Raw genomic sequence first — 15,501 nt, 5'->3', positions numbered from 1 at the left:
GTTAATAAGGAAGATACTTACAAAATAAAATAGAATTTTGAAAGAACAATATTCAGGCAAGTTAGCTTGATATTGCGATCCTTTCCTGTATTTTAACAGACAGGAAGTTAAAAAAAGTACCGGGTGCCATGTTAACACATGACACTACCCGGTATAGTAGGCCAGGCACTTATTTTGCCGGACCGATATTGATGGAATATTCAAAGTTCTCTGTGTTGTGTGGCATGATCTCAAGTGTCCACTCACCAGCAGCACCATCAACAGTATAGGTCTCCGTATATCCCGTGGAACCTTCCTGATAGACAGCAAGCTGTTCAATGTCCTCACTTACCGGAGATTCGGCTTCCATGTAGCTGCCTGCAGCTTCATCCATTGCCATCCTGTAAAGAACAGGGGATTGCTGTCCCAGACTTACAGAGCCAGTGTAACTTGTGCTCACCAGTACAGGTTTTACCTCACCGTTTGCGTTCTTCATCACTACATCGAATGAAGGTGTTGTGGAAGATATACTGCCGGTACCATAATTGTAGTCAACTGAGAAGACCTTGATGGTAATTGGATCGGCAGTTGCTGCAGTGAAAGTTGTCCTGTATGCTTCATCCGGCTGTTGCCAGACATCGAAGTTCATGCTGACCTTCTGGCCCCATTCACTGATCGTCCTGTCCTTAATGTTCAGGTTGATCCTTCCATTGACACTTCCTTCCGCATCAGCAGGGATCTTCACCTTTACCTTCACAATAGCCTTCTCTCCTGCTTCTATAACAGAAGGTGCTGTGATGATCACATCTTTCTCATCAAGGGAGACCTGTGAATCATAGTACCATTCATCCTCTACCTTTTCGAACTCAGGATCAATGGATATCGGCTTATCTGCAACGTTCTTCATCCTGATGATATATTCATATTCAGAACCAGCTTCCACGCGGTCACTGATATACGAATTGAATACCTGTACATTTGGTGGCAGCCATACGTTCACTGAAAGATCAAGCGCTCCGTTGTAACCAGGATACATGGCAGCAATGTCTCCTTCAAGACCACTGAAGAAGATATTTGCATTATAATGTCCGAGTTCAGCATCCTCAGGGACTGACACTTTGATGGTGAATTCCTGTGTATCTTCGGTTTTGATCTCAGCTTTTGAAGGTGAGATACTTACCCAGTCCTCGTCGAGTTTGTTGTCGCTGAAGAACTTTGGTGCAATACGTGGTTCAACGGTTATTGCATCTTCACCATAGTTATAGAGGGTAACAGTAATTTCATCTGACTCGCCAGGTTTTATAGTAAGGTAGGAATATCCCGGATCAACATAGAGTGGCACGGCCTCTCTTGCAGATTCAGGATATACCATGTCCTGATAGTATCCATCAGCAGCGATCTTTTCAGCTATCAGTACAGGTTCCTCGGCCACAGGTTCAGAAATGGCAACAGCAACCCCTGCTGCTGTCATACTGAGCAATAACATGCCGAGTGTAACAAATGTGAAGTATTTCTTCATATGGATCTCTCCTTTGCTTTTGTGATATTGATGTTTTCAATTTTGAATTTGAATCTTGTAATTCTCATCGTCTTTCGACATGTTACAATATGTCGTTGACTTATTAAAGAATTGTCTAAACTTCAAATCGATTCGTAGTTATCAAACCAGGAAAAAGAACAGTGGTATGCTTAAAACATACCACTTGGAACTAATTTTATTATGAAACATTCATCATTTGATCCTGCTTCTTTTCATCAGCAGTGAGTTCGTCACAACAGACACCGAGCTCATTGCCATGAAGGCCGCTGCCATGGCAGGTGTAACAAGCACCTGATGGAACACCGGATAGAGAACACCTGCAGCTATCGGAATACCAAGGCTGTTGTACCCGAAGGCCCAGAACAGGTTCTGTTTGATCTTCCTCATGGTAAGCCGGCTTAAGCGCAGGGAAGCCACCACATCGAGGAGGTCATTCTTAATGAGCACGATCTCTGCAGACTCCATTGCAACATCCGTTCCTGCTCCCATGGCAATGCCGACATCCGCCTGTGTAAGTGCAGGAGCATCATTGATACCATCACCAACCATTGCAACGATACGCCTTTCTCCCTGAAGCTTCTTGATCTCAGCGGCTTTGTCTTCAGGCAACACCTCTGAAAGAACGCGACTGATGCTTGCCTGAGATGCAATAGCGGATGCTGTCCGGCTGTTGTCTCCTGTAATCATCACAACTTCAAGTCCAAGTTCCTTGAGCTTTGAAACAGCCTCTATGGAGTTCTCTTTGAGAGTATCTGCAACGGCTACGATGCCGATAGCATTGCCATCGACCGAAACCAACATGGCAGTCTTTCCCTGATGTTCAAGCTCCTCGAGCCTGCTGATAAGCGAAGAAACTTCAATATTGTTGTCAACCATGAGCTTACGAGTACCAAGCAGTATCTCCTGCTCTTTGATGATCGCCTTCACACCATGTCCGGGTATGGACTCGAAGGAAGATACATCAAGAATTGGAATATTCCCATCCACAGCACCGTTCACAATAGCTTCACCAAGAGGATGCTCTGATCCCTTCTCAGCAGTTGCTGCAAGGGAGAGGACCTCATCTTCACTGTGTTCTCCTGAAGTGATCACATCGGTCAGTACAGGCTTTCCTTCTGTAAGCGTACCTGTCTTGTCGAATACGATGGTATCGATCTTACGGCTGACCTCAAGAGCTTCACCGCCCTTGATAAGGATTCCATTCTCAGCTCCTTTTCCGGTACCAACCATTATGGCCACCGGAGTTGCAAGCCCCACAGCACAGGGACAGGATATCACAAGGACCGTGATCCCTATCAGGAGTGAGAACAGAAACGGGCTTGTGATCACGGAATACTGTGCAACATCGAACAGGTTGTATCCCACAAGGAACCAGAACAGGAATGAGATGGTTGCTATTATGATAACCGCAACAATGAAACGACCGGCAACATAATCAGCGATCCTCTGGATAGGTGCTTTGGATGTCTGTGCATCTTCCACAAGCTTGATGATCTGCGAAAGGGCAGTGTCAGCACCCACTTTTGTAGCCTTGAACCTGAATGAACCGGTGCCGTTCACAGTAGCGCCGATCACCTGGTCACCGATATTCTTCTCAACAGGGATGCTCTCACCGGTGATCATGGACTCGTCTATGGAGGATGAACCTTCGGTCACGATACCGTCAACCGGCAGTTTCTCACCAGGCCTGACAACAACAATATCTCCTGTGACAACGTCTTCCACAGCGACCTCTGTTTCCTCGTTATTCCTGATGACCCGTGCTGTCCTTGCCTGAAGGCCGATAAGCTTTCTGATAGCTTCGGAGGTCCTGCCTCTTGCCTTTGCTTCAAGGTAGCGACCGAATGTTATGAATGTGATAAGCATGGCAGCCGAATCGAAGAAAGTATGCTGGTATCCCGGCCCGAGATCGATGAAACCGGTCACAACGCTAATGGTGTATGCAGCACCTGTACCCGTTGCTATCAGCAAGTTCATATCAGCAGAACCGTGGCGCAGTCCTTTGTAAGCACCAACGAAGTACTGTCTTCCGGGGAAAGCCATGACTATGGTTGTAAGAATGAATAGTACGAACCTGTCAGCAAGGATCGGTGGCACAAAGTAAAGGTACTGGGGGAATCCGCCACTCATTCCACCTAGCATGATCGGTACCATCAGCCCGAAAGCTATCAGCAGGTTGTTCCTCTGCCGGGTGATCTCCATATCCCTTGCCACCTGTTCCCGGTCAGCAGGACTGCCTTCTTTCTTTACGGATGCTGTATAACCGATGTTCTCTATCGCTTCAAGCATCTCAGCTACGGAAACCTTCGAGGAATCGTACTCTGCATGCGCAGTAGACATCGGGAAGTTAACGCTTGCATTGCTGACCCCTTCGAGCTTCCTGAGAGCACGCTCGATATTTGACGCACATGCTGCACAGGACATGCCACCAACATCAAAATTGATCTCATCTTTTAAAATTCCATAACCGGTGTCTATAACTGTCTCTTCAAGCTTACCGGTGTCTGTCAGTTTTGGATTATAGGTCACAGATGCCTTCTCAAGAGGAAGATTGACAGTTGCCGAAAGGACACCGGGTTGTTTCTTTAAAGCATCCTCTATACGCAATGCACAGGCAGCACACGTCATACCGGTAACTTTCAGGGTGGAATCTGCTGGTTCCTCTGCCTTTTCTACAGGTTCTTCTGTGGGGATCTCCTCTGATGTAGCTTCATCTGGATTTTCTTCAGTTTTCTCTGCCGGGCTTTCCTCTGAAGTTTCTGGGAAGCCGATTCCACCTGTCTCATAACCGGCATCCTCAACAGCCTGCTTGATGCCATCAGAGGTCACTTTATCAGGATCAAAACTTACAGTAGCATTGTTCTCCTCAAGACTTACTTCAACACTTTCCACGCCTTCAAGGGAGGAAATAGCCTTTGTGACCCTCTCATGGCAATGCATGCAGGTCATTCCGTGGACATCGATCGTGATCTTCATGTTATCACATCAAAATAAAGAAATAAGGTTCATCGGACAAGTGATGGCTGACAATACGTTCGTTCATTGTGTATTGTTACCTGGCAGCAAAGATAAATCCAGAGTTAAATCTATAAGTTCAGGCCTTATATCCGGCATCATTGACCGCCTTTTTGATAGCTTCAATATCTGTTGACTGAGGATCGTAGGAAACCGCAGCTTCTCCTTTCTCAAGATCAACGTCAACAGAAGAAACACCCTCTAGTCCGGATATTGCTTTTGTAACGGCCATCTGGCAATGTCCACAGGACATGCCTTCTACTTTAATGGTGGTATCAGTCATTTTTGCACTCCCATACATATATAAAAAATTCTGCGATTAATACTTTTTCCATTATTTTCAGTTAGCAAAAAGTATTTATTCGGTCAGCCGGTAAGTTAACGCCGTTAACATACATAAATACTACCCATATTTATAAAAACGAATAAGCATACTTAGCTATAGAGCTCGATATTAAAATAAAAGATGTTTTATATGTTATATTATGAAAATTATTATGTGGTGGGAACATGCAGGACATGAAAGATATAATTGACAGGATAAACTCCCTGAAAGCCGAACACAATGCAGTTATCCTTGCCCACAATTACCAGCGCCCTGAAGTCCAGGACATTGCAGACTTCACAGGCGATTCGCTTGGCCTCAGCCAGCAGGCCGTGGAAACCGATGCCGATGTAATCGTATTCTGTGGTGTAGACTTCATGGCAGAAAGCGCTGCAATACTCAGTCCGGAAAAGACTGTGCTTCTCCCTGAAAAGGACGCAGGCTGCCCGATGGCCGAGATGGTCGATGTGATATCACTTGCCGATGTAAAGCAGGAGTACCCTAATGCAGCTGTAGTCTGTTATGTGAACTCCTCTGCTGAGATAAAGGCCCAGTGCGACATTTGCTGTACATCAGCAAACGCTATCGATGTGGTAAGATCCCTTGATGAGGATGAGATACTCTTTGTTCCTGACAAGAACCTCGGGACCTATGTCTCACATTTCACCGACAAGAAGGTCATCACCTGGGAAGGCTTCTGCCCGACCCATCACCAGATGCGTGCAGATGATGTCATTAAGGCAAAGGAAGAACACCCTGATGCCCTTTTCCTCGCACATCCCGAATGCAGGACAGAGGTCCTTGACCTTGCAGATGAGGTATTAAGCACTACCGGCATACTCAACTATGCTAAAAGCTCTAATGCTAAAGAGTTCATCATCGGTACTGAGAATGGCCTCCTCCACAGGTTAGGTAAAGAGAACCCTGATAAGAAGTTCTACTACCTGTCCGAGTTCACGATCTGCCCTAACATGAAGATCACAACCCTCGAATCAGTACTGAATGCACTTGAGAACATGGAATATGTGATCACCGTACCTGAAGAGACAAGGCTCAAAGCTAAAAAATCACTTGACAGGATGCTTGCGGTAAAACGCACAATGTAAAGTTCAACTATGGATGCCGAGACGAAAGCTGATCATATATCAGTTCAGGCATCCAATATGTTTTTACTTCTGTTATTCATTCAGTTTTTAAACAGTTGATTCTGGTTCTCGGTTAAAAGTCAAAATCGATCCGGCCATCTTTAACTGCCATTACAATGCTTTTATCATGCTCAGCAGCAGGATAGTTTCCATTCACCAGCTCCAGCGCTCTGTCATGTTCCCTGATCGCCTCATCAAATCGCCCTTCAAAGAAAAGCACATTTCCCATCCCATTGTGAGCACTGGCGTTCTCCGGATCGAGCTTAAGGGATCTCTCAAAAAAGATCCGTGCACGAGCCAGATATTCTTTGCGTTGCTCAGGTGAAAGCAAATCCTTTGAACTCTGGTAGATATCCTTTAGCGTATATCCCATCAATGCGTGAAGATCCGCATCTTCCGGAAAACTCCGGAGGGCTGTATCAATCGCCTGCAGGTTCTTATTGGTCAATGCCCGGGCAGCATCTGCTTTCCCGGATCCCAGCATTTTTACGGCTTTTGCCTGGACACTTGCCAGATACTCGAAAACCTCATCCCTGTATTCAACTGTCTCCGGTATCGGATCAGGTGGAGTCTGACGGTTTTTTAAGCGGCCTATCCAGTCGGTAGCAAGGGCAATGATCAATAATACAAGGGCAATATATGGATACAGTTCAAGCCCGGTAAGCGGATAGGCCAGAACACACAGAACAAAACCAGCCAATGGTGCCCACACAAAAGGATTCTCGATATTTTCTACGAACTTGCGAATTATGGGTTCAGCGACTGTAAGAAAGCCACTTGTGTCCTCGTCTCTATTCATATTAGTCTCCCCCGATCTGCCCATACTAACAAGCTTAGATCCCCATATAATATATTCAATTTAATATAATTAAAATCGATCGGAGAGATCAGCAGATATTTCGCATGGTCACTCGGTAGGAGAAATTATCACATCCAACTCCGGGATCATTTCAATCAATGCCTGAACATCATCTACATCGTCCGGCATCCCCAGGATCCTGATGAAGCTGTCGTGGAATTTGTGGAATGGGCCTTCACCGATATCTTTCACGATAATAACATTAACTCCCTTTTCCTCAAGGAATTCAGCTGTCTTCACACCTCTTTTCCTTTCAAGATCAGCCGCCGGGTTCTCAACTACATCCCAGCTTTTTAATTTGTTGTCCTCCATATCAACAAAAATGTAATAGGGTGTTTTGCCAATATGCCGGGAAAGCTTTGACTGCAATCCTTCCAAACCGGTCACCGGGATCGCGATCCTGAGCTCTGACATTTTACCGGGTTTTACGTCCACTGAGAGATGTTCTAGATTTTTGATCTCGCCTTTGACCACTTCTTCGATCTCAGCTGAAAGAACTTCCACCCGCTTCAGGTCACACTCTCCTGCACTTTCCACCTGCATTTCACCAAACACTACAAGACCGGATCTTCTGAGCCTTATATCATCAACCCTGTTAACACCTGGAATGTGCTCCACTGACTCCCTAATTGTTTCGATGGAATCCCTGTCCAGCCATGCATCCATCAGAGTGAGTGCTGATTCCTTTGCTGTGCTGATACCAAGCTTGAAGATTACAACAGATATTACAAGGACACCCAGGCTGTCCAGACAGGGCATTCCGAGCATCGAACCAATGATGGCAACAACAACGACCATAGAACTGAACACGTCTGTGTAGGAATGGGTAGCGTCTGCGATCAAGGCCTGTGATTCGATCTCTTTTCCTACCCTGAACTTGTACTGTGAAAGCGCATAGATGGTGATGACCGAGAAGACTGCCGCTCCAAGTGCCAGTCCCTGGAACTCTATCTCAGCAGGGTCCCGTATAGTTGACAGTGCCTCACGTACAAGTTCAACACCGGATAATATGATCAGTAGCGATACGAAGAGGGCAACCAGGTTCTCTGCTTTGTAGTAACCGTAAGGAAAGTGTTCTCCGCTGCTTTTCAGGCTCAGCTTCAGGCCGACCCAGACAGCCAGGGAAGTAAAAATGTCCATTGATGTATGGATAGCATCTGCTATCAGGGAAGAGCTTCCGGAATAGAAACCAACTGTTCCTTTGATCGCTGCAAGAAAGATAAGTGCAATAGTAGAATTTCTTGAAGCCTTTGCACCCGCCCTAAGTTCTTCTTTTACAGCCACACTTTATCCCCCAATAAATAATGAACATTAAAAAAGAAAAAACGATCCCTCAAAGGGATCTTTCTATGGACTTAATCATTCAGGACCTCACTGATGAACTGGCCCTGACCTACAAGTTCAATGATGTTACCAAGTCGTTCCTTTCCGGGTTTTGTCCTGTACTTGACAAATGTCTTACCTATCTTATCGATAAGAGCAGGGATCTCCTCCTTTGTACAGAACGCCTTGAGAAGGACGCCGTTCGTTGGCCTTCTTGCATCGTTACCGCCGATCCAGACAGAATAGCCTACCTCATCCTCAACAGCCGCTTCATGCGGACATCCCCTGACACACCATCCACAGTTGATGCACAGGTCCCTGTCGATAACAGCCTTTCCTGCAGTCACAGTGATAGCGTTCAGTTTGCAGAGTTCAGTACACCTTCCGCAGCCGGTACACTTTTCAGTATCGATCTTAGGACGTAGCTGTCCCACGATACCGATATCATTGCTTTCTGCCCTGACACAGCTGTTCGGACATCCTGCCACACCGACCTTCATCTTGTGCGGGGTTAGTTTCTGAGCGAACTGCATGGTGATCTCATTTGCAAGGTCCTTGGTGGTGACAAGTCCCTCAGGGCAGTAATCCATTCCCGGACATGCATTGGCATATCCCATTCCAATGGTCTTTAAGCCACTTCCATAGACATCTGCCATAAGGTCATCGACATTTTCGCCTTTGACACCCTGTATCTCAACACTCTTCCTTGTTGTAAGCTCAAGACTACCGTCACCGTACTTCTCTGCGAGTTCCGCGACCCTGGCAATGTAATCGTGCTGGGCGATACCAGAATTGGTCTTGATCTTTACAAAGTTAGTACCATTCACCTCAGGCCTGACACCAGGATAGTCGCGTACCCAGTAGAAGTTGACCTTCTTCCCGTCTTCAAGGCGGTTGTCAAGCTCCTTTCTGAACTTTTTCATCTTGATGGCTGCAAAGTCCTCCAACATGCTGATATCAACATCATCGATGGTCTCAATGTAACCTGCTTTTTCAGCTGCTTCAAGAAGTTCCAGGCCCTTGGCATTGCGGGCTATCAGGGTTGTCCATCCGGTTGATGATCCCACATGTCCTGCTGATATGTCTGCCACTTTGGAGACAGCGTCCCTGCATATGCGGCATCCGTCCCAGACGCAGTCCTTGATATCCTTTAATGAGATCTCGATCTCACCATCATCAGTGGTGACGATCATTTCATCAAGATGGATGGAATATTTCCTGACCTTGTTAAGGTCAATGCCTATGCTTTCCATATAATTGGACAGCTTTTCGTAGTTGAAGTTCTCCATGCAGAACAGGCCGATGGTATATGGGATATTAGGAATGTTGGCCTTTTCACCGTCCATTCCGACCTCAACCGGATGAACGTTCAGACCTGTAAAGAACTGTGTCCTTCTGGTACCGTAGGTCTGGCAGGGAACCCCCACCATTGCAACATTTTTCATTTCAGCATCGTTCTGGCGCAGTGCAGCCATCACAGGAACTGCTGAATATTTTGCTCCCTGAGTGTCCATAAGTTCTTCTTTACTTGCAACGATGCAGGAATCAGGCTTTGTGAAACCTGCAGTTGTCACAGCTCCATCGATGAGACCATTGTCAAAGCAGTATCCTAACAGAGCGGTCACAGCTCCGCCATCCTGCCCCTTCCCGGCGATCTCCGCATCAGTAGCCCTGGCAGAGACGATCTTCTGGTACTGTCCCACAGGTGTAGGAGGAAGTGATTTGAAATTGAACACGTTCATGGATATGCGGGCTGCATCTGTCATGACACGCTGGCATACATCCTTACAGGCACCCTGCCCGTTCCTGTAGCACTCATCCTTTAATTTTGGCCCGTTCTCATCGAATTCGATGATCTCATAGGGACAAACAGCAGCACAGGCACCGCACATAGTACACATTCCGGTGTCTACGACCGCGTCTTTCAAAAACCACTTGTATTCTTCTGACATTGTTCTCATCTCGTATTATTTATTACATTTAAAGCAAGCATGGTTTGGCTTGGTTGTGGTATAAACGAACAAAATCTACAAATATTTAAGCTTTCCTATTTTAATTTTCAGAAGAGATCATAGAATATCTGAATTAATTGTAGCCTGCAATTTATTGATTCATGCCTTTACCTGCCCCGCTACGGCCTCCCATTCCCCGACCTGCTCCGCCAGACCTTCTACCTCCGCCCATGCCTCTTCCAGGCGCAGCCATAGAAGCATGTGCCTCTGCTGTTGGAGCAGCGGTTTCCTTCAACTGACCTTCTTTATACTGATTAATGGCATCTTTGACCGTTCCACTGGCTCCGGTCATTACTTTAATTCCGGCTGCTGAAAGGATCGGGAAAGCATTGGGTCCGACGTTACCGGTAAGGAGAACATCGATCCCCTTGTCAGAAATGTTCTGGGCAGCCTGTATACCTGCTCCTCCTGAGGCCGAGGCTGCTTCATTGGCAACTGCTTTAAATTCCATGGAATCCGGATCTACGAGGACAAAGTAAGGGCATCTTCCAAAACGTGAATCCATTGCTGCGTCAATATTTTTATCTGTGGCTGTTACACATATCTTCATTTATATTCCTCATGTTGATCTATCTTTTTGTTGTATAACACACAGATGAGAGGAAATATATAAAGCTTGCTGGAAAAGGCTATATATTTACCCATCTATGAGAGATTATATTGAATAATTTCGTTGAAGATAAATGAAATTTTATCTTCAGAAAAACTAAAAGTTACGGAGAAATCGAAATGGATTATGCAAAAATAAGTGAGAAGCTTATTGAGACGCTGGAACTTAATGGAAAACCAGTAGCAATATCATTACTTAAGCGGGAAAAGGACATCCCTGAAGGTCTCGAAAAGATCGATACACCAAAAAGATACTGTCAGATGCTTCAGGATGCAAGGTTCGATGACAAGGTCACTTATGCTACCATGGATGAGCATGCCTGCAAAGGCGGTGCTGCAGCAATCGGATTACAGGACTACCCTGACAAGATCAAAAGCGGAGAGCTTTATTTCGACAAGCTTGGAAAAGAGATCTCCCTGAGTGTTGCAAAACGTGTTGTTGACAACATGCCAAGACCTGCACCCGGATCCACAGTTGCAACGATCGTTGCTCCACTTGATAAGACACCAGCAAAACCGGATGTCATTATAGTGATCGGTAACACACTTGTGGCAAGGAGGATCGCACATTCCGTTATCTACAGGCGCGGAGGCCGTATGAACGCAAACTTTGCAGGTATCCAGTCCACCTGTGCAGATGCTACCGGCTCACCTTACACCACCGGTGAAGTAAACATTTCTATCGGATGTGACGGTGCTGCCAAGAACGCAGGACTCAAGGACGACGAAATGGTCGTTGGTATCCCAGAAGAACAGCTTGAGGACATCACCAACATACTTGCTGAAAAAGCAGGTGCATGGAACGACTGGATGAGATCATAAACGGTTTGATCCTGTTCTTTTCTTTTTTCTTTTCCTTTTTATATCAATTTTCATTTTGAGGCATCTGAAAGTAGCTAAAGCTTTTTTTCTTGATAACGAGTGGTAAAACTTATATAAAATCAGTTGTGTACATTTATAACACAACCGAAACAAACCGTTATAAACAGTAGCTACAACACTGTTAACAAATAATTCTAAACTGAACAAATTTTACCTTACATAACACAGAGTGATCAATATGGATATCAAGGAAATAAACGAATTTGGAAAACAGCTTACCGAGAAGTTAAACCTTAAGACAAAACCTGTTGCGGTCTCACTTATCCCTGAAGGACATGACATCCCGGAGGGCATTGAAAGAATTGATGAGAGCACCAGGCACTGCCAGATGGTCGATAATGTCAGGAAGACCGGAAAGCAGTTCTATGCCTTAGCAGATGACCAGATGTGTAAGGGTGGATCTTCTGTAATGGGATTGCAGGAAATGCCACACAAACTGGCTACAGGTGACACCTACTACAACCTCAAGCGCTTCAGTACTATCAATGCTGCAAGAAGAACAATGGAAAAGGTCACAAAAGTAGCACCCGGAGCTACAAAAGCAGTTGTTTACGGACCACTTGAAAATGCAACATTCATCCCTGATGTTGTCGTTATCGTAACGTCACCAAAACAGGTCATGCAGCTTTCCCAGGCACTTCTCTACAAGTTCGGTGGAAGGGTCGATGCAAGCTTTGCAGGAATCCAGAGTGTCTGTGCCGATGGCGTTGCACTCCCATACAAGGAAGGTAAGATCAGTGTAACCGTCGGATGCGGTGGAAGCAGGAAATTCGCAAACATTGCTGACGATGAGATGATCCTTGGAATTCCTGTAGAAAGACTCCACGACCTTGTGGAAGCTGTGAATGAGATGTTCGGTTGAACATCTTATTCTGTTTTAATTGATCTAAAATGCACTAAGTTATATAAATATTTTAAAGTATATATTGTACAATCCATATCTAAAATTATATTTTAATTAGAAGTCATCACGTCCATACAAAGCATTATCAGCTTCTCTTAACTTATCCCTCATCTGCTTCGTCCTGACATCATCCGGTTTTATCCTGAGGGCTTCATTATAGGCCTCAATGGCGCCTGCACGGTCCCCCAGAAGCCGTAAAGCAGTCCCTTTGTTCTTCCAAACCATAGCGCTCTTTACATAACCAAGGTCAATGAGCCTGTTAAAGCACTGGAGAGCCTGTGCATGCTTCCCCATCATGATGTATGTGATACCTTTGTTCGAGAGTGCAACACTGTTGTCAGGCTCCAGCTGCAGGGCCTTATCAAAACAATCGCATGCCTTTCTATGATCCTTCTCTTCCCTGCCGGCAGCGATTCCTCGCTTGATCCATTCTTCAGCACCTCTTGAGCCCTGGCGCTTGAGCTTCTTCCTGGCCCTGTTCAATGCTTCGCCTGCATCGTTACTGTCCTTCTTTTCCTGAGGCCTGCTAATACCGTTAGCTCCGGACCTCTGCTTTGATACCTCGGACAGGTGCCTTGTTTTCGGGATATACTCTGGCTTGCCAAGCATCTTCCTGAGGATCATGATCGCTGCATCCTTGTCCAGAGGATTGTTGTTATTTCCACATTTGGGTGACTGGATACAGCTCGGACATCCATCTCTGCAGGGACAGCTCTCAATAGCCTTCAGCGTGACCTCAAGCATTTCAGCTATCCTGCCATAGCCTGCTTCAGCATAGCCGACACCACCGGCATGGCCATCGTAGACAAAGATACCGCTCTTTCTCTCCAGGTCAGCATGTTCAGGTGTGGAAACACCACCTACGTCGTTCCTGTCAGCAAGAAGATGGAGTGGATACATGGAAATTATGGCATGTTCTATGGCATGGATGCCACCGTTGAAATCCCTGCCATGTTTTTCCACCAGTTCGGTGAAATATTCAGGAAGCTCTATCCAGAGAGCCTCTGTCTCAAGGCTGAACTTCGGCATCGTCAGGGAATGCTGTCCGATCTCTTCGTCGGTACGCTGCCTGAACCTCTTGTAGCCGGTAACCTGCTGGGTGACCTCAACATCACCAAACCCTACAGTGATGCAGTCACAGGTCTGCAGGGATTTTGTTTCAACCACATCAGTGATATGGATGTCAGAAGCCACCTGTGATCTTGTGTAATAGCCATCCCTTGCTTTTTCAACCCGGATGACGTGCTTCTCATGGTCGATCTGACTAACAGAATACGGAGTTCCCTTGTTGATGTAAACAGCACCTTTGAAGGCCTCCCTGTATGCCCTCAGTTTACCAATGTCCTTTTCCAGGGGAGCACGGCTTCCTTTCTCGAAGATGGTATAACCGTCGCCTTCAATTCCCCTTATGGACACCCGCATATGGGCTCTGTCGTCAGTACAGCGCTTTTCAAGACCACCCTCAAGCAGCCCTTCCTCTTCAAGCACTCCCATTATTTCGTTAAGGTCATTGCCGAAATATTTCTCGTCCTCCGGACTAAGCGGTAGTTCCCTTGCTGCACAGAGGAGGTGTCCTGCCTGAATGTACCGATTGGATACATTGATCACAGCCTCCTCACATTCCTTCCTGAAAAGGTCGGTGGGATTTCTCATGTAATACTGGTCAAGGGCATTGGAATCCGCTACAAGGGCAACAACACTCTCCTGACTTCCACGCCCTGCACGTCCGGATTGCTGTCTTGCACTCATGATGGTACCAGGGAAACCATCCATAATACATGCATCCAGGCCTCCTATGTCGATTCCAAGCTCAAGGGCCGTGGTGGATATGACACCTGCGATATTCCCGCCTGAGAGTCCCTTTTCTATTGCTTCACGCTCGTTCCCGTGATAACCACCTCTGTAAGGACTTATGGTCTTCTGCACACCACGCTGCTCAAGTCTGCTCTTAGCCTCCACGTACATCCTCTCGACCTTCTGCCTTGCCCTTGCGAACACAATGGTCTGGAGGTCGCTCTGCACGAAGGTTGTGAAGAGGTCGACAGTCTCGCCAAAACTTGCTTTTCGAAGGGTGAAATTGTTAGATCTTGACTTGGTATAAAGGGGTGGGTTCCAGAAGATGAACTTCTGCATACCACTTCCGGAGCCATCCTTATTGACCAGTGTAACATCCCTGCCAATGAGGGCGGAGGTGTGCTCTGTGGGATTACCTATGGTAGCTGTACAGCAGATGTACTGTGGACTGGACCCGTAATGGTCACAGATGCGGTTGAGACGCCTGAGAAGGTTTGCCATGTTGCTTCCCATGACACCGCTGTAGGAATGACTTTCATCAAGGACGATGTACTTCAGGTTAGAAAGGAACTTCTTCCACTGATGCTTCCATTGCAGGAAACTCAGGTGGAGCATTTCCGGGTTGGTGAAAAGAATTCGTGGGTTGCCATACTTTACAGCGGACTTTTCCTCGGAGGACATGGTACCGATGAACCTGTTGATGTTCATATCGAGTCCCATGAGGTCACGGAAGCCCTTGAACGTCTCAAGCTGGTCGTTTACAAGAGCGTTCAGGGGTGAGATGTAAAGGGCAGTTGCACTGGGATCTTCCATCAAAGTTTCGAAAATAGGAAGCATGTAACACATGGATTTGCCACTTGCTGTGCTTGTAGAAAGTGCAAGGTGCTCGCCCCTTCTGACCGTGTTTATGGCCTCTGCCTGGTGAGTGTAAAGTTTTTCGATCCCCATTTCACTGAGAGCATAGCTTATCAGTGGTTTGAGCTCCAGATCCTCAAATTCCGGCTCTTTTGGAGGAATGGTCTCAACGTGTACGATCTGGCCTTCATACCTGCGTGAGGAACGGATAGTATTGATCAGCTGGGGAACATCCATTATAGGGCAACTCCGCTATCCA

Annotated in this window: 11 protein-coding genes; 3 read left to right on the top strand and 8 right to left on the bottom strand. The window is 46.3% G+C overall.

The features are described from left to right. Positions 1 to 169: 169 nt before the first annotated feature. From WOA13_RS02050 to WOA13_RS02040, 3 genes are all read right to left on the bottom strand, one after another. Positions 170 to 1,498 carry a COG1470 family protein gene (locus tag WOA13_RS02050; RefSeq protein ID WP_342126336.1) on the bottom strand — a complete coding sequence of 443 codons (1,329 nt, stop codon included), beginning with the start codon at positions 1,496 to 1,498 and terminating at the stop codon, positions 170 to 172. A gap of 213 nt (positions 1,499 to 1,711) precedes the next feature. Continuing rightward, positions 1,712 to 4,495, bottom strand: coding sequence for a heavy metal translocating P-type ATPase (locus WOA13_RS02045; RefSeq protein ID WP_342126335.1), 2,784 nt, complete (start codon positions 4,493 to 4,495; stop codon positions 1,712 to 1,714). A gap of 118 nt (positions 4,496 to 4,613) precedes the next feature. After that, positions 4,614 to 4,817, bottom strand: a complete 204-nt coding sequence (locus WOA13_RS02040) for a heavy-metal-associated domain-containing protein (protein ID WP_342126334.1) — start codon at positions 4,815 to 4,817, stop codon at positions 4,614 to 4,616. Positions 4,818 to 5,044: 227 nt separating this feature from the next. On the opposite strand from WOA13_RS02040, the gene nadA reads away from it, so the two are divergent. Further along, entirely contained in the window at positions 5,045 to 5,965 is a 921-nt protein-coding gene (gene nadA, locus WOA13_RS02035) for a quinolinate synthase NadA (RefSeq protein WP_342126333.1), read from the top strand. 112 nt (positions 5,966 to 6,077) lie between these two features. Here nadA and WOA13_RS02030 read toward each other — a convergent pair whose 3' ends face one another. The 4 genes from WOA13_RS02030 to WOA13_RS02015 all read right to left on the bottom strand — a co-directional run bounded on the left by WOA13_RS02030 (position 6,078) and on the right by WOA13_RS02015 (position 10,748). Then, positions 6,078 to 6,803: a tetratricopeptide repeat protein gene (locus tag WOA13_RS02030; protein ID WP_342126332.1), complete on the bottom strand. Its 726-nt coding sequence runs from the start codon at positions 6,801 to 6,803 to the stop codon at positions 6,078 to 6,080. A gap of 108 nt (positions 6,804 to 6,911) precedes the next feature. After that, positions 6,912 to 8,147 carry a cation diffusion facilitator family transporter gene (locus WOA13_RS02025; protein ID WP_342126331.1) on the bottom strand — a complete coding sequence of 412 codons (1,236 nt, stop codon included), beginning with the start codon at positions 8,145 to 8,147 and terminating at the stop codon, positions 6,912 to 6,914. A 71-nt stretch (positions 8,148 to 8,218) separates the two neighbouring features. Beyond that, positions 8,219 to 10,138: a Coenzyme F420 hydrogenase/dehydrogenase, beta subunit C-terminal domain gene (locus WOA13_RS02020; protein WP_342126330.1), complete on the bottom strand. Its 1,920-nt coding sequence runs from the start codon at positions 10,136 to 10,138 to the stop codon at positions 8,219 to 8,221. Between the two features lie 151 nt (positions 10,139 to 10,289). Beyond that, positions 10,290 to 10,748: a NifB/NifX family molybdenum-iron cluster-binding protein gene (locus WOA13_RS02015; RefSeq protein WP_342126329.1), complete on the bottom strand. Its 459-nt coding sequence runs from the start codon at positions 10,746 to 10,748 to the stop codon at positions 10,290 to 10,292. A gap of 179 nt (positions 10,749 to 10,927) precedes the next feature. Here WOA13_RS02015 and WOA13_RS02010 point away from each other — a divergent pair, with 179 nt between their 5' ends. Together WOA13_RS02010 and WOA13_RS02005 are read left to right on the top strand one after the other, a co-directional pair. Then, the gene (locus WOA13_RS02010) at positions 10,928 to 11,629 is read left to right on the top strand and encodes a DUF169 domain-containing protein (RefSeq protein WP_342126328.1); all 702 of its coding nucleotides are present in this window, start codon (positions 10,928 to 10,930) and stop codon (positions 11,627 to 11,629) included. Between the two features lie 238 nt (positions 11,630 to 11,867). After that, a complete protein-coding gene (locus WOA13_RS02005) occupies positions 11,868 to 12,551 on the top strand; it encodes a DUF169 domain-containing protein (RefSeq protein WP_342126327.1) in 684 nt (227 codons plus the stop codon). Between the two features lie 96 nt (positions 12,552 to 12,647). Here WOA13_RS02005 and WOA13_RS02000 read toward each other — a convergent pair whose 3' ends face one another. Then, the gene (locus WOA13_RS02000; protein WP_342126326.1) at positions 12,648 to 15,479 is read right to left on the bottom strand and encodes a DEAD/DEAH box helicase; all 2,832 of its coding nucleotides are present in this window, start codon (positions 15,477 to 15,479) and stop codon (positions 12,648 to 12,650) included. Positions 15,480 to 15,501: the final 22 nt, after the last annotated feature.

Origin of the sequence: Methanococcoides sp. LMO-2 (assembly GCF_038432375.1) — an archaeon.
In the GTDB taxonomy this organism is placed as follows: domain Archaea; phylum Halobacteriota; class Methanosarcinia; order Methanosarcinales; family Methanosarcinaceae; genus Methanococcoides; species Methanococcoides cohabitans.
Note: the sequence above shows the minus strand (reverse complement) of the source record. Positions and strands in the feature narration are given on the sequence as shown.